This window comes from Desulfovibrio faecalis, from assembly GCF_053570625.1.
The window spans coordinates 694,386-713,261 of sequence record NZ_JBRBQR010000001.1; the positions used below are offsets into that span (position 1 = coordinate 694,386).

14 protein-coding genes, 2 tRNA genes and 2 pseudogenes are annotated in these 18,876 nt (G+C 56.4%); 6 read left to right on the forward strand and 12 right to left on the reverse strand.

Going from position 1 to position 18,876, the window contains the following annotated elements:
* Window positions 1–67 precede the first annotated feature (67 nt).
* Window positions 68–1,222 (forward strand): ISL3 family transposase, encoded by a 1,155-nt coding sequence (locus ACUZ79_RS03020; RefSeq protein ID WP_449250559.1) that lies wholly within the window; start codon window positions 68–70, stop codon window positions 1,220–1,222.
* 246 nt (window positions 1,223–1,468) lie between these two features.
* Here ACUZ79_RS03020 and ACUZ79_RS03025 read toward each other — a convergent pair.
* A tRNA-Ser gene (locus tag ACUZ79_RS03025) sits at window positions 1,469–1,563 on the reverse strand.
* Between the two features lie 206 nt (window positions 1,564–1,769).
* On the opposite strand from ACUZ79_RS03025, the gene ACUZ79_RS03030 reads away from it, so the two are divergent.
* The gene (locus ACUZ79_RS03030) at window positions 1,770–3,503 is read left to right on the forward strand and encodes a glutamine--tRNA ligase/YqeY domain fusion protein (RefSeq protein ID WP_449250679.1); all 1,734 of its coding nucleotides are present in this window, start codon (window positions 1,770–1,772) and stop codon (window positions 3,501–3,503) included.
* A gap of 93 nt (window positions 3,504–3,596) precedes the next feature.
* Window positions 3,597–3,672 (forward strand) — tRNA-Lys (locus tag ACUZ79_RS03035).
* Between the two features lie 453 nt (window positions 3,673–4,125).
* Here the strand turns inward: ACUZ79_RS03035 and ACUZ79_RS03040 are convergent.
* The 11 genes and pseudogenes from ACUZ79_RS03040 to ACUZ79_RS03090 form a co-directional block, all read right to left on the reverse strand.
* Complete coding sequence (locus ACUZ79_RS03040; protein WP_296935591.1) at window positions 4,126–4,287, reverse strand: hypothetical protein; 162 nt, start codon at window positions 4,285–4,287, stop codon at window positions 4,126–4,128.
* 208 nt (window positions 4,288–4,495) lie between these two features.
* On the reverse strand, window positions 4,496–6,118 hold the full coding sequence (locus ACUZ79_RS03045) for a cobaltochelatase CobT-related protein (RefSeq protein WP_227119050.1): 1,623 nt from the start codon (window positions 6,116–6,118) through the stop codon (window positions 4,496–4,498).
* A gap of 4 nt (window positions 6,119–6,122) precedes the next feature.
* Window positions 6,123–7,157, reverse strand: a complete 1,035-nt coding sequence (locus ACUZ79_RS03050) for a DUF3150 domain-containing protein (RefSeq protein WP_227124456.1) — start codon at window positions 7,155–7,157, stop codon at window positions 6,123–6,125.
* Between the two features lie 369 nt (window positions 7,158–7,526).
* Window positions 7,527–8,495: pseudogene (locus ACUZ79_RS03055) on the reverse strand (AAA family ATPase); the annotation flags it as partial.
* Between the two features lie 92 nt (window positions 8,496–8,587).
* Window positions 8,588–9,751 (reverse strand): hypothetical protein, encoded by a 1,164-nt coding sequence (locus tag ACUZ79_RS03060; protein ID WP_227119038.1) that lies wholly within the window; start codon window positions 9,749–9,751, stop codon window positions 8,588–8,590.
* Window positions 9,752–9,819: 68 nt separating this feature from the next.
* Window positions 9,820–10,521 carry an ERF family protein gene (locus tag ACUZ79_RS03065; protein ID WP_192112109.1) on the reverse strand — a complete coding sequence of 234 codons (702 nt, stop codon included), beginning with the start codon at window positions 10,519–10,521 and terminating at the stop codon, window positions 9,820–9,822.
* Window positions 10,522–10,806: 285 nt separating this feature from the next.
* Window positions 10,807–11,669, reverse strand: a pseudogene (locus ACUZ79_RS03070) (IS3 family transposase); the annotation flags it as partial.
* A gap of 310 nt (window positions 11,670–11,979) precedes the next feature.
* Window positions 11,980–13,149 carry a Fic family protein gene (locus ACUZ79_RS03075; RefSeq protein WP_192112112.1) on the reverse strand — a complete coding sequence of 390 codons (1,170 nt, stop codon included), beginning with the start codon at window positions 13,147–13,149 and terminating at the stop codon, window positions 11,980–11,982.
* A 763-nt stretch (window positions 13,150–13,912) separates the two neighbouring features.
* Window positions 13,913–14,146: a DUF2188 domain-containing protein gene (locus ACUZ79_RS03080; protein ID WP_045668273.1), complete on the reverse strand. Its 234-nt coding sequence runs from the start codon at window positions 14,144–14,146 to the stop codon at window positions 13,913–13,915.
* 55 nt (window positions 14,147–14,201) lie between these two features.
* On the reverse strand, window positions 14,202–14,636 hold the full coding sequence (locus ACUZ79_RS03085) for a hypothetical protein (RefSeq protein WP_011369120.1): 435 nt from the start codon (window positions 14,634–14,636) through the stop codon (window positions 14,202–14,204).
* A gap of 36 nt (window positions 14,637–14,672) precedes the next feature.
* Entirely contained in the window at window positions 14,673–14,849 is a 177-nt protein-coding gene (locus tag ACUZ79_RS03090; RefSeq protein ID WP_227124458.1) for a hypothetical protein, read from the reverse strand.
* 188 nt (window positions 14,850–15,037) lie between these two features.
* Here ACUZ79_RS03090 and ACUZ79_RS03095 point away from each other — a divergent pair, with 188 nt between their 5' ends.
* From ACUZ79_RS03095 to clpK, 3 genes are all read left to right on the forward strand, one after another.
* Entirely contained in the window at window positions 15,038–15,319 is a 282-nt protein-coding gene (locus ACUZ79_RS03095) for a helix-turn-helix domain-containing protein (protein ID WP_192112113.1), read from the forward strand.
* A gap of 35 nt (window positions 15,320–15,354) precedes the next feature.
* Window positions 15,355–15,924 (forward strand): Hsp20/alpha crystallin family protein, encoded by a 570-nt coding sequence (locus ACUZ79_RS03100; protein ID WP_092193030.1) that lies wholly within the window; start codon window positions 15,355–15,357, stop codon window positions 15,922–15,924.
* A 92-nt stretch (window positions 15,925–16,016) separates the two neighbouring features.
* Complete coding sequence (gene clpK, locus ACUZ79_RS03105) at window positions 16,017–18,866, forward strand: heat shock survival AAA family ATPase ClpK (RefSeq protein WP_227119036.1); 2,850 nt, start codon at window positions 16,017–16,019, stop codon at window positions 18,864–18,866.
* The last annotated feature ends 10 nt before the right edge of the window (window positions 18,867–18,876 follow it).

Sequence of the window (18,876 nt, forward strand, 5' to 3'; positions counted from 1 at the left end):
CAGGGCAGCTTTTATTTTCCGACCAAAGAAAAGAAGAGAAGGCCCTGTGGAAGGATTGTTAATTGGCTTGCGGGATTTTGCAATCGAAAAAGTGGTCAGCCACGTTCCCCCGGTGTTTGAGGCCAGATGGACGGGCAAGAATACGTGCCCGCACTGCGGATGTGAAAAGCTGCGTATCAAGGACTCATTCTGGCGGACGATCCGTAATATTTCCATTCATGGAAGGGCGTCACGCCTGTTAATTCGCTGCCATAAATACCGATGCGAAAGCTGCGGCAGATATTTTAATACCAGACTTGCAGGCATAAAAGTGTGGAGCAGAACAACAGAGCTGCTTAAGCGCAACATTTTTCAGGCCTACAACAAAGGTGTTTCCTGTAAAGACATCGCCAATGAGCACCGCATCGGCGTGGCCAGCGTGGAGCGCTACTACCACCAGATGATGCAGCACAAGAGCAGCCACTGGGCAAACCGCACATGCCCGCGCATTCTGGGCATTGATGAGCATAGATTTACGCGCAGACAGGGCTTTGCAACAACGTTTTGCGACTTGGCCCGCCGCAGGGTCTTTGATGTGGTTAAAGGTCGTAGCGCCGCTGATATGCGCGACTTTTTGCAATCGCTGCAAGGCCGCCATAAAGTTAAAATGGTCTGTATTGATATGAATTCTGCGTATCGGCGACTTGTGCGGGAATGGTTTCCCAATGCGCGCATTGTTGCGGACAGATTTCATGTTATCAGGCTGGTGAATCAACACTTTTCAGAGCTGTGCAAGGCAATTGATGAAAAACAACTTGCTTATGGGCGAGGCGGTATGATGCGTCTCTTGCTGACTCGCCGTGATCGATTAACAGACTCACAGAAAGAGCGATTACGAACATACTTTGCTGACAGGCCGGACATTGAATCGCTGTACGAATTTTTGCATGACACAGCTGATTTATTGCGTGTGCGGGCGCAAAGTGTCGATTCGTGCCGCAGGTATGCGGCTGAATTATTAGATAAAATTGAGCAACTTCGAAAAACTAGCTTCGCGCCGTTGCGTACCTTGGGCAAGACGTTGCATAATTGGCGGGAAGAAGTGGCCCGAATGTTCCGTTTTACCCGGAATAACGGCATCACAGAAGGCTTTCACCGAAAAATGAAGTTGATCCAGCGGCGTGCGTATGGCTTTCGTAACTTCGAAAACTACCGCCTGCGTGTGCGCGTTTTGTGCTGCTGAAATGGCTGGGGAATCGTTCAGAAACCTGTCGGAAAAACTGCCCGCTGAAGGGGCTTGCCCCCGTCTTTGGTGTAGAGCCGATTATCGGCGGCTAAGCAAAATATTTTTCAGATATTTCCCCCGCAGATTTCCCAAAAGTATGTACGCCGGTATGTACGCCACCCCGCGCAGCCCCCAATTTTACCCCGCTAGAACGCAAAAACGGCGAGTTACTTTTTCAGTAACTCGCCGTTTTACTTGCGTATGTGGCGGAGAGGGAGAGATTTGAACTCTCGATACAGGTTTAAGCCCGTATACTCGCTTAGCAGGCGAGCTCCTTCGGCCGGCTCGGACACCTCTCCGCAGCATCAGGTCAGCAATTAAGCGAACCAGAATGCAGAAAAGCAAGCTAGCCTAGACGGCGGCACCTGTCAAGAATGTTCTGCCATCTATGAATAAAAGGGAATCACAATCGGGCCGTGCAGCCAGCACAGCCACGCATTGACCGGGGGCGCAGCTTGGCGTAATTTTATGGACTTCTCATTACATGGAACTATTGGAGCGCATTATGGCCCCCGAAAATGATACGACACCCGCCAATGTTGCTGATGGCACCGCCGCTGGCGATACTGCAAAAGTCGGCCTGGATTTCATCCGTACCCGTATAACCGAAGACAACGCTTCGGGCCGATTCGGCAATCGCGTACACACGCGTTTTCCTCCAGAGCCGAACGGGTATCTGCATCTGGGGCATGCCAAGTCCATCTGCCTTAACTTTGGCGTTGCCAGGGAGTTTGGCGGGCAGTGCAACCTGCGCTTTGACGACACCAACCCCACCAAGGAAGAAACGGAATACGTTGATTCCATCCGTGAGGATGTGCGCTGGCTTGGCGGCGTGTGGGATGACCGCGAATTTTACGCTTCCGACTACTTCGAGAAGCTCTATGACTATGCCGAACAGCTCATCAAGATGGGCAAGGCCTATGTGGACGACCTTTCGGCGGAGGAAATCCGCGAATATCGAGGCACCCTGACCGAGCCTGGGCGCGAAAGCCCCTGGCGTAACAGGGGCGTGGATGAAAATCTTGATCTGTTCCGCCGTATGCGCGCGGGCGAATTTGGCGATGGTCAAAAAGTGTTGCGCGCCAAGATCGACATGACTTCGCCCAACGTGGTCATGCGCGATCCCACGCTGTACCGCATCCGCCATGCGGAGCACCATCGCACGGGCAACAAGTGGTGCATCTACCCCATGTACGACTACACCCACTGCCTGTCCGACTCCATCGAGGGCATCACCCACTCGCTCTGCACACTGGAATTCATCAATAACCGTGAACTGTACGATTGGGTGCTCGAAACCCTCGGCGCGTACCGCCCGCAGCAGATCGAATTTGCGCGGCTTAATGTCACCTATACGGTGCTCTCCAAGCGCAAGCTCATTCAGCTTGTGAAGGAAGGCCACGTTACAGGCTGGGACGATCCCCGCATGCCCACCCTGAGCGGCATGCGCCGCCGTGGCATCCCGCCCGAGGCCCTGCGCGAATTCTGCTCCCGTATCGGACTGGCCCGCGCCGATTCCACCGTGGAATACTCCATGCTCGAGTTCTGCGTACGCGAATATCTCAACGAGCATACCCCGCGCGTTATGGCTGTACTCGACCCGGTGAAGGTGGTTATTGAGAACTATCCCGTAGGCCAGGTGGAAGAATTTGACATGCCCTACCACCCGGAAGATGCCTCCTATGGCAGCCGCAAGGTGCCGTTTTCGCGTGAGCTGTATATTGAGCGGGACGACTTCCGCCTTGAGCCTCCCAAAAAGTTCCACCGGCTGGCCCCTGGTGCGGAAGTGCGCCTGCGCTACGCCTACTTTATCACCTGCCGCGAGGCCGTGCTGGACGATGCGGGCAACGTGGTTGAACTGCGCTGTGTGTACGACCCGGAAAGCAAGGGCGGGCAAAGCCCCGATGGCCGCAAGGTGAAGGGAACCATCCATTGGGTGTCGGCGGCTCACGCCATCCCCGCAGAAGTGCGCCTGTACGATCAGCTTTTCGCGGTGGAAAACCCCAATGCCGCGCCCGAGGGCAAGACGTTTCTGGATAACCTTAATCCCGAATCGCTCACTAAGGTGGAGGCCCTGCTGGAACCTGCACTGGCTACTTTCAAGGCCGGGGACAAGATGCAGTTCGAGCGCCTTGGCTACTACTGCAAGGACAAGGACAGCACCGACGCCAAGCCCGTGTTCAACCGCACAACTACGCTGCGCGACACCTGGGCCAAGCTGGAAAAGAAGGGCGCGTAGCTGATTTTTTGAGCAAATATGGGTTTGATCGGCATTTTGTCGCAAGACGCGCTTGACAGTTGCTAAGGCTGTCGCTATATTCCGCGTCTCTACGGGTCGTTAACTCAGTAGGTAGAGTATCTGCCTTTTAAGCAGAGAGTCGCAGGTTCGATCCCCGCACGACCCACCATATATTTTAAGGGCTTACAGCTACCCGCTGTAAGCCCTTTTTGTTTTTCCCCACACCATTCCCCACACGGCTTATGAAAACTGGTGGGAATGGATAGTAAACAATGTATATGTACTTTCACGCCATTAGAGGTTTACACGCACTGCAAACTACGCCTATATTCCACACATGAGCAACAAGGAATACCTCCCTCCCATGCGGCCATGTACCAAGTGTGGCAAAATGCCTCAGCGTGAAACTTCAAGACCGGATGGAAGAACCAACGATATCTACCGATATACCTGTGAATGTGGCAACGGCCCCCTCCAGTGGTCTGTCAGTGACTCTGCTGCAATTCGGCTATGGAACACATACGTTGCGACTTGACCGATACTTCAGTCGAAAAATAAAAGTATAGCAAAGGCAAGGAAGCGGGAAGTCCCCGTTTCCCTGCCCAAGAATCAACTGTGATTTTTACCTGCCTTCGCTTTTAGGCAAGGCCAGCCTTTTCGGTTCTTCCTCGGCATTGCATCTGCCGTCTTTCCGATTTTCCAATTCCACCGAAACCGCTGCCGCTGTGAATACTCCTGCGATCCCTGCCAGTATGCCGCCTATAAATGCCCATTTACAGCTCATGTCCATGCTCCTTCTTGTTAGCCGAGTACAAGCTAGTCATCCCAATTATCTTTGATGGCCTGAAGCACAGCTATAACAACTGGTATCCAGCTAAGATAATTCATTTTCCTTCCTTTCATTTAGCAGCGCTGGATGCGCCGCTTTTTGTTAAGAGTAAAGAAACGGAATAATCCCGTTCGATACCAAGGCCTGAAATCAAGCGGTACCATCATACTGCACCGCCTTTGAGTAATGCAGCCTGCAGCATGGCAAACATGGCAGGCACCAGATCAGGCAGATCGTTGACCACCTTACTTGTGTGCGGCAGCAGGTGCGTGATGTGTTCATCCCGAATGCCAAGGCCGTAAACTTCAAAACCAAGTTTTTGCGCCACCCCTATGGCATTGTTTGCAGCAAGCGGGTTGTCCGGCATGCCGTCAGTGATAACCAAGATCATCTTGCGTTGCTCTTTTAGGGGCAGCATGGTTTGCAGAACCCACCACAAGGCCCCAGCCAAGGGTGTGCCGCCAGAAGCCCGAATGTCGAACAGATCTGGCACCGCGTGCCCATGCCGCATGATGGGGAATATAGAGTTTGTGACCGTCGTAGCGGGGAAAGCCGTAACCGCTGGATTCACGCCACGGATATGGCTCAGCGCTGTTGCCACGGCATAGCAGGCCCGATTGGCAAGATTAATCGGTGCGCCAGCCATGCTGCCGCTTACGTCCAGCAGGACATGGACAGCCGTATTGAGGCCCAGTTGCACAGACTCTTTTTGGAAAACACGAGCATTGCCAACCTGCAGACGATGTAGCGAATTGGCATGCAATGTGCCCCTGCGACCAATACTGCATCGCCTTTGCGTTTGCGCCTGCAGAAAGCCCTGAAGGCGAGTGCGCAGGGCAATGCTGGCCTGAAGGGCTTGCAGCTTCTGCTCTGCTGGCAAGGGGGTTGCATGTCGGGTGCCTTCTACCGCCACGGTCAATGCGTCACCAGCGGATTCTGCGCTGTTATTGGCAAGCTCAATCGCCATGATTTCGCCGAGTTGCTGGGGTAGATCCTGCCCCTCCGCATGGAAAATGGCCTTGAGTGGTAAATCACTCGATGGTTGGACCGGTTCAGATTGCTGGTTGATTTGTGTGGCAGAATCGTTGACCTCCCCTGTCGCCCTAGGTGTGGCTCCTTGGTCGTTCGTACTCGCGCGTTTGCTAGTTGAAGCCTGTCGAGGCGGTTCCCACTGCCTGATGCATTTGGCAATTTGTCGAGCGTATTCGACTGCTGCCTTTGTATCCGGGCAATGAATATAAACCTTGACCAAGATGGCATCCAAAACATCTCTCAAGCTGGGGAAGTGCTGCTCCACGATGTTTGCCGCGTGTTGGCGTGCCGGGGTCACCGCATCCACATCCCAGGCTCGCACTGTCAACAGCACATAGTCCAAAACAGCAAGGGCCGGGGAATCATCCCCGGCCCTTGGCTGTGCTTGCTCTACAAAGAATCGTCGTATCAACCAGTTCAAGTTTCTTCGGCAGCCAGGGAAAATGCCTGACAGCATTTTTTCAACGCGCCAGTCCTCAAGGCAATTGAAGAGGTTGAAGGTCACAGGATCAAGGTTTTCAGCTTTCAGCACGCTAAAATCAGTGTGCCGGATATGGCCGGATTCATGATCCACAAACGACCTCGCCAATGCCAATAATTCAGGCTCACAATCAATGGGCAACGATGGCAGATGGATAACTTTACCGTTGGTGCAAGCCTCCTTGCCGCCAATACGCACCTGCACCCCATAGCGGTCGCCAAGGATAGATGCCACAAGGGGCAGACAGTTGAGAACGTCTTTTGTGCGTATCATAGCGTCACCACAGGCCTAGGCTGGGTATGGCAGGATGCGGTAACGCGCTGTCAGCCATAGAAATATCAGGCAGAATTGGCTCGTCATCATCTCCATTAACTGTACCCTCTACCTGCCTCGCGTTGTCATCCTGTACTGGCATAGTGCATGGTACGGCGAGCAGCGCATCCAACACAAAGGCCGGGCCGTAGCCCTCAATAACTTTTTGGGCGTGGCCCACAAGGGCCGTACTGTCCTTGAGCAGGCAGACCAGCCCCTGCAACAGCAACAGGTCTGTACCGGTGATGTTGCCCTTCTTGGGCATGCGCAGCAGTGCAGCCTGCACGATGTCAGCCACCGGGGCCACATGTGGCTCTACGAAAGACAAGCCCGTGAGCTTGGCATGCAGGGTGCGCAACGGTGAAAGCGCCTTGTGGGTTACTTCCGTCTTGCCGTGATAAACCCTGCGCCATATATCGTCAGCCGACTTAGCCACCTCATCAAACAGAGTGCCGCCGAGGCCCTGCACCTCTTCCGCCAGACCAGCTTCCAGCACAGCGGTGTTGTCTGTGTGCTGTTCAAGCGGGGCCACCTTGTACAACTGCCAGCGGAAATCCATGCGGGCGCGTACATAGTCAGGCCCCACAAGGGAGTTACGAATGATTTCGCCCCACTGATGGTGCTTCTCAATCCATGCCTGCACATTTTGGTCATAGTCAGCCAGAAATGCTTCCTTTTCTTTCTGGAATTCAGTGCGGATGTTAAGCAGCTCCTGCACGATTTCGCCGGCCTTTTCTTCGGGGATGGCCCAGCCGGACATAAACCGTACACCTTGCCGGTCAAGGTAGTTGAAGGCGCGGGCTTTGAGTGTGCCGAACACCTTGAGGTTTTCCGGGTCGGCAATGCGCTTTGAGCCCAAAGAAGCTAGATCTTCAGGGGGTAGTTCTGCGCCGCCCAGGTCTTCCTGACTCATTTTGCGTCGGGCTGACCACAAGCTGACGTTGAGATTGAGGGCCAGCAAGTTATCAAGAATACGGATGTCAGAAACAAGTTGTGCCATAGTAGCCTCCTAGAATGAGCTTCTTGTTGTATTGAGGGAGTAGCCTTCTTTGATTTTCTTTTCTGCGCGTGCTTCAAGCTCCATCACGGAATTGTTGCCCTCACAGTTTTCGGCGGGAATAAAATGCTGCTGGCCAACGGTGTCCGGCTTGCCCCACTTTAGCGTGAGGCCCACAGGGCTAGCCTCGCCGATCCAGAACTTGCCGTCCTGCTTTTTGCCGGAAAGATTGTAGATTACCTGAAGATGAACGAGGGGCTTGGTCACTGTCGGTGTGTGGTGCAGATGGCCACGCATGAAGCGTAGGGCTTGCTCGCCTTGCAGGATTTCAATTTCTGCCGTTACCGTTTGGGGGGACTCAGCTTCCACCTGTTGAGGGAACATACGTTGGGCCAGCTCGTGCAACATAGCGCGGGTTTCACGGCTGGCTCGGAATCCCAGCGCCCGGTCGAGGGCATAGGTGACGGGCTGTACGCCTTGATGAGCCAGAGGCTGAAAGCGAACGGTCAGATCACCCCAGCGCAGCAAACTGCGCGTGGAGAATGTTACCTCTATGGTGTTGGTCAGATTGTTTGTGGTAGCCTCGCCCATGAAGAGTTTTCGAACCTCATTGGCGTAGTCCACCATGGTAGCGCACAATGATTCGGGCAGAGATGGGAAGCGCCGGGCAAGTAAGCTTTTTTCCACATCGGCAGATGGGTAGCCCACTTCGCAGATGGTAAAGCGGTCCAGCCATGCAAGGTTCTGCCGCTGGGTGCCCTGGTATAGGCCGGTGTCGTCGCCACCGCCATTGGTATTGGCCGTGGCAACCAGACGGAACATGGGGTGTGGCACAATCAGTTCGCCGCCGTTTTCCGCCAGGCACAGGGGGGAGCCGTCAAGCACGCTGTTCAGGCCTGCTGCAATTTCAGGGGATGTCAGGTCGATCTCATTCAGCAGCAGAAGTGCCCCGTAACGCATGGCAAGCGCAAGCGGGCCGTATTCAAAGGTCATGTTGCTGTTTTTGACTGTCAGGTGACCAACCAGGTCGGCAAATTCCAGCCGCCCATGTCCGGTAACCTCAAAGACAGGATAGTTAAGCCTGGCTGCCAGCTGCTTGATGCATGTCGTCTTACCGCAGCCTGTGGGGCCGAAGACGTACAGCGGTTCCTGTGGGTTGAGAAACCAGACCACAACGTCACGGCTGGACTCATGGAAGATATATTCGTGGTCAATAGCCGGGGTGTAGGCCGAAGGGACGGCGAAGCCTCTGACAGTGGTGCCGGATGGTTTGCCGCTGAAGACCTGACCGGCATCAAGATCCGTGGGCTGCAGCTTACAAAGGTCGTTGATATTATTCATGCATAGCTCCTTAAAACGAAAACTGCCCCAGGGCGGGGCGGTTGTAGTGAATGTGATAAAAGTGAGGGGGATGGCTATCAGCTAAACATCTTTCAGTTTATGGGCGAAATGCTCAATTTTTCGAAAGGTGAGCCCGTACGCTCACAGCGGGCCAGCAAGGCGTTTACGTCGATGTCTCCCAAATGCTCCGCATGAAAAATCTCGGTCAACTCCTCCCGCAGAGCATCCTTGTCCAACGTGGTTCGACCTGCTGTCACAGACATGCGGAATCGGTAGTTTCCCGTGTCTACCCAATCCCGTGTGCCAGCCTGGCGGTGAACAAGTTTGAGCACAGTTTCCATCTCTTTGATTTCGCTATCTAAAGCGGTGCGCTGCTCCTTGAGGGCCGCCAGCTTTTCAAGTGCCGGTTCCCATTGCGGCATATGCACGCCCTGTGGGAACTTGGGGCAGTCGCCATTGTATTCGCAGTAGGAACAGATTGGGTAAAAACCTTGGGCGCAGGTTACCTGTGAAAGGGACAAATTCCCGGCACGGTGGGCCGTGAGGTCGCCCCAGAGTTGGACCGCATGATCAAGGGCCGTATCCAGCATGGCCTGATTGAAAGTGTAGGGACCAAAGGTGGTCACGTCCTTCATGGAAAGGCAGAGCAGCCAGGCTTCTATACTCAGTTTCTCAGCTTGCTTGGGCAACTGAAGGCCAAGTTGGGCACGGCAAAGTTGAGGGAAGGTCATCTTCTCATGCAGAAGCGTACCGTCCTCAGCACGGAGGCTGAAGAAGGGCTTGTTCCATGCTTTTACCAAAAAGCCGATTTGCCCGTGTAGTTGCAGCAGATGGGAATCGTGAGGCGAAGCTGGCAGCTTGTCCGTACTCTTCACTTCCAGAATCCGTATGGCATTGACGGGCGCACCCCAGACCAGCACAAAATCAAGATGGGCTTTGATGGGCACGCCCTGATGCTGCCAGTTAATCTCAAGCTGGGGCAAAATATGCAGGCCCAACGATGTCAGTGCCTGCCCAACCCCAGATTCAAACCAGTGCCCTCGCTGCAGCGTAAGCAGGCGCTCCAGGCTGTTTGTGGTGGGGAGCACCTTTCTGGCCAATGCAGACCGTGGGCATTCCCAGTGCTGGCCGATATCGCTCATTCCCACATAGCAGGAGCGGTCGCCTAGGTGGGCAAGTGTGTCGTTGTGGGCAACGGCCTGCAGACCTTGCCTGATTAACGCCCTCAATCCTTCCGTGCGGTCCATCTGTTCCATGGTTTAGCCTCCATAAACGTGAAAAGGCCGCCATCAGGCAGCCCTTTCACTCGGTGTTTTGATTTTTTCTATGCAGCATCAACATATTTCCACCACAATTTTCTCTGCGGGCTCCAGAGGAAGCCCGAGCCGGTAAGTAATTCCTTTTTGGCTTGTGTATTGCCGGTGGCAATGATGCAAGGGCGTCCGTCCTGAGCTGTAACTTGCTGGTAGGTGACGCCTTCAAGTGGTGGAAGGCTTTCAAGGCTGGATGACGGGCGATTTGAGGGGCTTGAAAGGTTGTTTTTGATGGAAGGCTCGCGTTGCCGCGTTTTTTGCGATCCAGGGGCGATTACGGGCAATTTGGGTCGGGTAGGCGATTTTTTGCCATTTTTAGCCCCTTCGCCATCGTCATCTTCGGTTACCATGCCCAACATGGCGGTTAACGCGTAGCGGCGAGCATAAGTAATTGCCGATCCCATGCCCTGCGGGTCGGCCTTGGGCAAAGGAACCACGGCCAGAGAGCTTTGCCACTGCCCGGACTCCGCATGGGTGAGCTTGGTGACCAGGCCGAGAGAGTTGGGCTGCTCCGCAGGCACAGGGTACTGGCACAGCCAGATGCCGTTTTCGATAAGCGCATCGCGACAGGCGTCCATGACGCTTTTGAGGCTGGCGTACCAGCTTTTGGTAAAAGGATTTTCAGCATCCTTGGCCATAGGTTGCACGGTGCGCTGGACGTTGAGCAAGGCCTTGGCCAAGTCGGTGATGCTTTCTGATTGGTATTGGTTCATATGAAAATTCTCCTTGGATAGCAAAATGACAAACCCCGCCCAGCTTAGCGCTGGACAGGGTTTTCAGGTTGTTTGAAATCTTACTATGGTGTTCTTGAAAGAATAATATATTCTTAAACTTGGATGAATAACAATTTTAGCTACCTGGGGGTGCTTTCGTAGGTCTATCTTCTGCGTTTCGTTCTTAGATTCATATGTCAAGATTGACGGGTTTAAAGCAGAGTATAGAGGTGGTCCCCATTGTTCGGACAGCAGACAGCGATTCGTTAGCTTGTTTTTCCCTTATCAGGCTGCCTTTACAAGCCCTTGTTCGTAGTAAGTGTCCGGAGGCAAGCCTCCCAAGCTGCTGTGAGGCCGGAGCCGATTGTAAAAGTCGATCCATCTGCCGATTTCGGCACGAGCTTGGGAGCCGGTTTCAAAAGCGTGCAGATACACGCATTCATACTTGAGCGAGCGCCAGAGGAGTTCGATGAAGACATTGTCCAGCCAGCGGCCACGGCCATCCATGGAAATGCGGATACCGTTCTCCCGCAAGACATTGGTGAACGCGAAGCTAGTGAATTGGCTGCCTTGCTCGGTGTTGAAGATATCGGGTTTGCCGTGGTTCGCCAAGGCTTCTTCCAGGGCCGCGACACAAAAATCCGCGTCCATGGTGTTGGAAAGTCTCCAGGACAGCACCTTGTTACTGCGCCAGTCCATAACGGCCACCAGGTACAAAAATCCTTTTGCGCATGGGGATGTACGTGATATTCGCTCACCAGACCTGATTGGGTCTGGTGATGGACAATCCCCGCAAGAGATACAGGTAGCGCGTATGCTCTGGATGAGGAATACTGGTTTTGGGCTTTTGGTACACCGCCATCAGCCCCATCAGGCGCATAAGACGCCGAACGCGTTTTCTGCCCACGCTATAGCCCAGCAGACCAGATAATCACGCATCTGGCGCACTCCTAGGAACGGCCATTCGGTAAAGGCTCTGTCGATTTCCTGCATAAGAACAAGAGTCAGGGCCGAATTCGCCTTTGGGCACATAATTAATACAGGCCGGGACGGGCTATTTTGAGCAGAGCGCATTGACGAACCATACTGAGCTGCGCATGGCTGGAATCAACCATGCTCTGCCTGCGGGAGACGCTCACCGCACGCAAAAAGCCCCTCAGACAACCTGGTCTGCACCCCGTGCGTTGGGCGTTCTGAGGGGCTTGGCCAGCGTTTTGGTGGAGCAAACAGCGCTCGACCGCAACTCAGTCTCAAGCTTCAATCTTCCCCGTAACACATTGAAAAACAAGGGATTCACATAGGAAGTCAAGTCGAGCCCCAAGTTCCCACCGAGGAAGCAACTTTTCTCTCCCGATTTCCAAGCTCCGGACGAGGATGCTGGGTTTGCAACCCGCGCGGATACCAGGAACAATCTCCCAACGAATCTGATTCGATTCCGAAAACCGGAATCGAACTGGCCTACCTGCCCGGCAGTTCCGTACCGCGACTCATGATCTCGATATAGCCCGCATAGCTGAACAGGCGGTTGCGTTTCTGGGCGGTCAGCTCCTTGACGATGCCAAGCTGCTCGAGGTGACCGAGCGCCTTGTTGACCGTGGCCGGGGTGATGCCGGTCTTCTCCACCAGCGAGCCCGAGGTGGCGATGGGATGCTCCATGAGTGCCCGGTGAACCTGCAGGGTGGATGAAGCCGCCCGTCCCAGCCCACTGATCTTGTCACGGTCCTGGTTCGACAGGTCGAGGAGCTGCTGGGCCGTTTCCACCGCCTGGGTGGCAGTGACGATCACGGCCTCAGCAAAGAAGTCGAGCCAGGCTTCCCAATCACCGGTCATGCGCACGTTGTTGAGCAGTTCGTAGTAATACTGGCGGTGCGTCTTGAAATAGAGGCTGAGGTAGAGCATCGGCTCCCGCAGCACTTTCTGCTCGCACAGGAGCAGCGCGATCAGCAGACGACCCAGACGGCCATTACCATCTAGGAACGGGTGGATCGTCTCGAACTGCACATGGGCCAGCGCCGCCTTGAGCAGTACCGGGGTCGGCTCCGGCTGGTCGTGGAGGAAAAGCTCCAGCTTGCTCATGCACTCCAGCACTTCTTCGGCAGGCGGTGGAACAAAGGCCGCGTTGCCCGGCCGGGTGCCGCCGATCCAGTTCTGGCTGCGCCGAAATTCCCCTGGGGTCTGATTGCTGCCCCGGCCCTTCTTCAGCAGCACACCGTGGATCTCACGGAACAGCCGCAGCGACAGCGGTAGCCCTTCCTCCAGCAGGCGCAGGCCATGGTCGAGGGCCGCAACATAGTTACTGACCTCCCGCACGTCATCCAGCGGAACGCCGGGCTCTTGATCCAGTTCGAACAGCAGCAGATCCGACAGGGACGACTGCGTTCCCTCGATCATCGAGGAGAGCACCGCTTCCTTACGGACGTACATATAAAGGAACAGCGAGGTGTCCGGTAGCAGGGTCGAGACGCTGTCCAGCCGCCCGAGCGCCAGCAGCGCCTGATCGAACTTGCTGCGCAGCTCCGCCGTCCACTCGATGGCTGGACGTGGCGGCAGCGGCGCGGGCACGAAGGCCTGGGCCTTCTCACCCACCGTCGATATGGTCACGTATCTGCCTTGGAGTTCTCGCTTCATCCTGCCCGCCTCGAACCTAAAATAAGGTTCGTCTTTATTTTATTTTCATTGCACATCCTAAAATAAAGAATCGGGAAGGAAAGATCAAGCGGATTTCCTGAACGGCCACTTCGATTTCCTCAGACGAGCGTTCGACGCTGCAACACATCTGCTAAGCGGAAAAAAATTACAACCACGGCTCCGATTTTTCGATTGCCGGAAATCTCCTGCCATCAAAGGGTTTCTGGCCGTTGGCCGGAATGGGCATTCTCCGGGGGTGGGAAGTACAGTTTCAACCCCATTTCCTTTTCGGGGTCACTTTCGGACCTGCGTTTTCTCTGTCCCACCGAAAAATCCTCGAACTCGTCTTGAACCACTCTTGAAGCTCAACCCATTGAAAAATCTGGGTTTCGATGCGAGGCGGCTTTGGCGGAAGGTCGGAAACGCGGGAAATCCGGGTGAATAATTTTTGCGGATTTGAGGTGAGTCCGATTTGCGTTAGCTCTCAGACCGGCAAAATCGGAGGGAACGACGACCTACCACAAAACAGTCTCAAAGCCCGCGTTCCTCGTAACTCCTTGATAATAAACTCCGAAGTCATCTCGCACAACCATTTCCCGACAATCCGACCAGAGAAACGATTTTCTCCCCTGATTTCCCTGCACCGGACGAGGGTGGCGGGTTGCAGTAAAAACGGATACCTGGGGCTTTTCATCAACAACTTCGAATCCGGTTTTCGGACGCCGGTTCAGTTCCCAAAACGGGAATCGAATTGATCCTGACATCATCCCTTCGGCGGACACGGATCGTTCCCGTGGCTGTCCTTGTTCTGGATCTTCCCGTCCTTGCCGTGGATGTAGAACTCGGTGCCTTGGTTCTGGCTGATCTTACGCCCGGCATCGACGGCATCCTGCTTCTTGTCGAAGTGGCCGCTGCTGCGGGTCGCGCCGTCTTTCTTGACGTCCCAGCCGCCGTCGGCGTTGGGTACGACATGATGTGATCCTGGTTTCTTTGGCATGGTCGCCTCATATTTCATGGTTTCTGTTGATATGAGTTGCACCAACCGTTCTCCGCTACGATTGCATCAGCATCCGCTCCTCAGCATGGTCAACGCGCCACTCCTTGCTTCGGTCATCGGTCAGGATCACGGTGAAAACGGACCTACCAATCGAAGCAGAACGGCCGTCTTCAGAATAGTCATCAATCCCGAAGTGGGCAGAGAGAGACGCCGTAACCACAGCGCCAGGTGGTGCCAGTTGCCCGGCGTTTCGGAGGAGTGTTCTCTGACACATACTGGCAAGAGTCCGGTTCCTCTCAATGTCGAATTCCGATGGTTCGATTCGCAGTTCCAGGAGGTCAATTGCCACCGTCAGCAACTGGTGCTGATACGCCAGCCAGGCATAATGCTGGGCCGAACAGGCAAACATATGAGCGATGCCGCTGGCGAAGCTCTTGATATGCTTGCGGCCCAATTTTTTCTGCTCGAATGGTGTATCTGCCGTTACCATTGATCAATCCTCGCGCTTTGACTCAACCAGACAGGTTCACTCCGGCTGCCAGGCGCAATCTGCCCAGTGCGCTTCGTAGCGTTTCACAAAGTCTTTCATCTCCCGGATGTTGGCGGCAGGTTCGCGGCAAGCCCGGGCGCAGGTGGAAACAACATCCCGGTAGAACCGAACGGCCACGCCCGATGACGATGCAATAACAAAAGTCCCGATCAACCCGCTGCCGTCGTCACCGGATCGGGCCAACCCGGCCATCGCCCTTGAAGATTGGAGTCACATCCATCGGCCAGCAGGTCGCTGGATGTTGATTCTTGACTTTCGGCATGTTAGGCATAATATTATGCAAAGTCTTGCAAGAATTTCCTCGAGCGAGGCCGCGTGACGTCGGAACTTGTGGGGGTGGTATGACAGCGCGCCAGCAGGCGATCTTCACACTCGACGAGTTGGCTGCCTACTTGAAAGTCGGCAAGCGGACGCTTTACCGGCTCGCCTCGCACGGGGAGATTCCGGCCTTCAAGGTCGGCGGGACGTGGCGGTTTCGTCAAAGTGAAATCGATCGATGGATCAATGATCAGATCCAAGCAGGCAGAAAGAAGGAGGTGATACGCACAGATGAGCAGCCAAAGTCAGTGGAACACTCCGTGTCGTCTGGGCGCGCTGTCCGTCGCCGCAGGCAAACGGAGTGAGCGAGAGTCTTCAATTTTTCTTCTGGAGGTGTGACATGGACATTGATTTCAAGAAATTGGCTCCCTGGAACTGGTTCAAGAAGGAGCAGGAAGAACAACAGAGCACTGCCTCGCTGCCGGTGCAGCGCAATGACCTGCCGGTGGCGGGTGGGCCCGTCAGTCCCATCCTGCAATTGCATCGCGAGATCGACCGCCTCTTTGACGATGCATTTCGAGGCTTCGGCTTTCCGGCGCTGGCCATGCCGCGATGGCCGTCGGACTGGCCGGGCCTGCTGAAGCCGGCACTTGACATCCAGGAAACCGACAAGCTGTATAAGATTTCTTTGGAGGTTCCCGGCGTCGAGGAAAAGGACATCCAGATCACGCTCGACAACGACGTGCTGCTGGTGCGCGGTGAAAAGCGTCAGGAGCAGGAAACGAAAGACGGCGGTTTCCACCGGGTGGAGCGCTCCTACGGCAGCTTTCAGCGCGCTCTGAACCTGCCGGCCGATGCCAACCAGGACACGATCAAGGCCGCTTTCAAGAACGGCGTGCTCACGATCACGATGGAAAAGCGCGAGGCCAGTGCGCCCAAGCAGGGCCGCTCGATCCCGATCAACGGCTGACGCTGGTCGGCTCGCTTTTCTCAAAACCACAAAAGGATGAGCCGCCGTGATCGGCGGCGTCTCATCAAATCAATCTTTACAGGAGCATCAGCATGGCCAGAAAACAATGCCAGGTCTGCGGCCAGCCCGCCACGGTGCGGGTGGAAGCCAATCTCAATGGTCGCCACAGCACCATGCTGTTGTGTGACGATCACTATCGCCAACTGGTGCGCCAGCAAAAGCGCACCGTCTCACCGCTGGAAGCCTTGTTCGGCTCGCGCAGCGGGCTGTTCGAAGACTTCCTTGGCAGCGACTTCTTCCGCATCGGTGACGACGCACCGTCCATGGCGGCCGATACCGACGAGGTCGTCGATGCCTCGTTCGGCGAACCCGCCCCGGCCGGTACGGGCACCGCGCGCCGTCGCGGCAGTGGGCTCGCCAGCCGTATCAGCGAACAGTCCGAGGCCCTGTTGCAGGAAGCCGCCCGACACGCTGCAGAGTTCGGGCGCGCCGAAGTCGATACCGAACACCTGCTGCTGGCGCTATCCGACAGCGACGTGGTCAAGACCATCCTGGGGCAGTTCAAGATCAAGGTCGATGACCTCAAGCGACAGATCGAATCCGAAGCCAAGCGCGGCGAGAAGCCGTTCGAGGGCGAAATCGGCGTGTCGCCCCGGGTCAAGGACGCGCTCAGCCGCGCTTTCGTGGCATCCAACGAACTCAGCCACTCCTATGTCGGCCCGGAGCATTTCCTGATCGGGCTGGCCGAGGAAGGCGAAGGCTTGGCAGCCAACCTGCTGCGCCGTTACGGCCTCACGCCGCAAGCGCTGCGCCAGCAGGTGAGCAAGGTGGTCGGCAAGGGGGCCGAGGATGGCCGCGCCGAGACGCCGACCAACACGCCCGAGCTGGATAAATACTCGCGCGACCTCACCAAGATGGCGCGCGAGGGCAAACTCGATCCGGTCATCGGCCGTGCGCAGGAGATCGAGACCACCATCGAGGTGCTGGCCCGGCGCAAGAAAAACAACCCGGTGTTGATCGGTGAGCCCGGCGTCGGCAAGACCGCCATTGTCGAAGGACTGGCGCAGCGGATGGTCGCCGGCGAAGTGCCCGAGACGCTGCGCGACAAGCGTCTGGTCGAACTCAACATCAACGCCATGGTGGCAGGCGCCAAGTACCGCGGCGAGTTCGAGGAGCGCGTGCAGAAGGTGCTCAAGGAAGTGACCGAGCACCAGGGCGAGCTGATTCTCTTCATCGACGAGGTGCACGCCATCGTCGGTGCAGGCCAGGGTGGCGGCGAAGGCGGGCTGGACGTGGCCAACGTGTTTAAGCCGATGATGGCGCGCGGCGAACTGAACCTGATCGGCGCCACCACGCTCAACGAGTATCAGAAGTACATCGAAAAGGATGCCGCGCTGGAGCGCCGCTTCCAGCCGGTGATGGTGCCCGAGCCGACGGTAGCGCAGACCATGATGATCCTGCGCGGCCTGCGCGACACCTTCGAGGCGCACCACAAGGTCAGCATCACCGAGGATGCGATCATCGCCGCCGCCGAGTTGTCGGACCGCTACATCACCGCGCGCTTTTTGCCTGACAAGGCCATCGACCTGCTCGACCAGGCGGCCGCACGCGTGAAGCTGTCGGCCACGGCCCGCCCGGTGGCGGTGCAAGAGCTGGAGTCCGAACTGCACCAGCTGCGGCGTGAGCAGGACTATGTGGCCTCGCGCAAGCAGTACGACAAGGCCGCCGAGCTGGGCAAGCGCATCGAGGCCAAGGAGACTGAACTCAAGAAGCTCGTCGAGGAATGGGAACGCGAGCGCGCCTCGGGCAGCGCCGAAGTCAAGGCCGAGCATGTCGCGCAGATCGTCTCGCGCCTGACCGGCATTCCGGTCAACGAGCTGACGGTGGAAGAACGCGAGAAGCTGCTGCATCTGGAACAGCGGCTGCATGAGCGCCTGGTAGGACAGGACGAAGCAGTACGTGCCGTGGCCGATGCCGTGCGGTTGTCGCGGGCGGGGCTGCGCGAGGGCAGCAAGCCGGTTGCTACTTTCCTGTTCCTCGGACCGACCGGCGTGGGCAAGACCGAACTCGCCAAGGCGCTGGCCGAGTCGATCTATGGCGATGAAGGTGCGCTGCTGCGCATCGACATGTCCGAGTACGGTGAACGCCATACCGTGGCACGCCTGGTGGGCGCGCCTCCGGGCTATGTGGGCTATGACGAGGGCGGCCAGCTCACCGAGAAAGTGCGGCGCAAACCCCACAGCGTGTTGCTGCTGGACGAGATCGAGAAGGCTCACCCCGACGTCTACAACATCCTGCTGCAGGTGTTCGACGACGGGCGGCTCACCGACGGCAAGGGCCGGGTGGTGGATTTCACCAATACCATCATCATCGCCACCTCGAACTTGGGCTCGGACATCATCCAGCGTCGGCTGAAGGCCCGTGGCGCCGCCGGCGAGGAATACGAGAAGACCAAGTCCGAGGTGATGGACGTGCTGCGCGGACACTTCCGCCCCGAGTTCCTCAACCGCATCGACGAGATCATCGTCTTCCATGCGCTGGGCAAGGAGGAGATCCGCCATATCGTCGGCCTGCAGCTCGATCGTGTGGCCCGCAACGCCGCCAGCCAGGGCGTGACGCTGACCTTCGATCAGACCTTGATCGATCACTTCGCGGAGGAAGGCTACAAGCCCGAGTTCGGCGCGCGTGAGCTCAAGCGGCTGATCCGCAGCGAGCTGGAGACGGCACTGGCGCGCGAGATGCTCGGTGGTGGCATCGGCAAGGGCGATCACGCCAACGCCCGCTGGGATGACAAGGCCGAACGGGTGGTCTTCGAGCGCCAGGAGCCGCCCGCGAAGCCGGTCGAGCCTGAAAAGCCCGATGCCGCGAACGTGGCCGAGGCACCGCCTAGCGACGAGAGCAAGCCTGCGCGCAAGAAGAAGCCGGCGGGCGGCGAATCTTGAGTCATGAGGA

Bases quoted from the DNA above. Each gene is read 5' to 3' on its own strand.
- ACUZ79_RS03030 (WP_449250679.1), top strand. From the start codon at position 1,770: ATGGCCCCCGAAAATGATACGACACCCGCCAATGTTGCTGATGGCACC.
- ACUZ79_RS03040 (WP_296935591.1), bottom strand. From the start codon at position 4,287: ATGAGCTGTAAATGGGCATTTATAGGCGGCATACTGGCAGGGATCGCA.
- ACUZ79_RS03045 (WP_227119050.1), bottom strand. From the start codon at position 6,118: ATGATACGCACAAAAGACGTTCTCAACTGTCTGCCCCTTGTGGCATCT.
- ACUZ79_RS03050 (WP_227124456.1), bottom strand. From the start codon at position 7,157: ATGGCACAACTTGTTTCTGACATCCGTATTCTTGATAACTTGCTGGCC.
- ACUZ79_RS03060 (WP_227119038.1), bottom strand. From the start codon at position 9,751: ATGGAACAGATGGACCGCACGGAAGGATTGAGGGCGTTAATCAGGCAA.
- ACUZ79_RS03065 (WP_192112109.1), bottom strand. From the start codon at position 10,521: ATGAACCAATACCAATCAGAAAGCATCACCGACTTGGCCAAGGCCTTG.
- ACUZ79_RS03075 (WP_192112112.1), bottom strand. From the start codon at position 13,149: ATGAAGCGAGAACTCCAAGGCAGATACGTGACCATATCGACGGTGGGT.
- ACUZ79_RS03080 (WP_045668273.1), bottom strand. From the start codon at position 14,146: ATGCCAAAGAAACCAGGATCACATCATGTCGTACCCAACGCCGACGGC.
- ACUZ79_RS03085 (WP_011369120.1), bottom strand. From the start codon at position 14,636: ATGGTAACGGCAGATACACCATTCGAGCAGAAAAAATTGGGCCGCAAG.
- ACUZ79_RS03095 (WP_192112113.1), top strand. From the start codon at position 15,038: ATGACAGCGCGCCAGCAGGCGATCTTCACACTCGACGAGTTGGCTGCC.
- ACUZ79_RS03100 (WP_092193030.1), top strand. From the start codon at position 15,355: ATGGACATTGATTTCAAGAAATTGGCTCCCTGGAACTGGTTCAAGAAG.
- clpK (WP_227119036.1), top strand. From the start codon at position 16,017: ATGGCCAGAAAACAATGCCAGGTCTGCGGCCAGCCCGCCACGGTGCGG.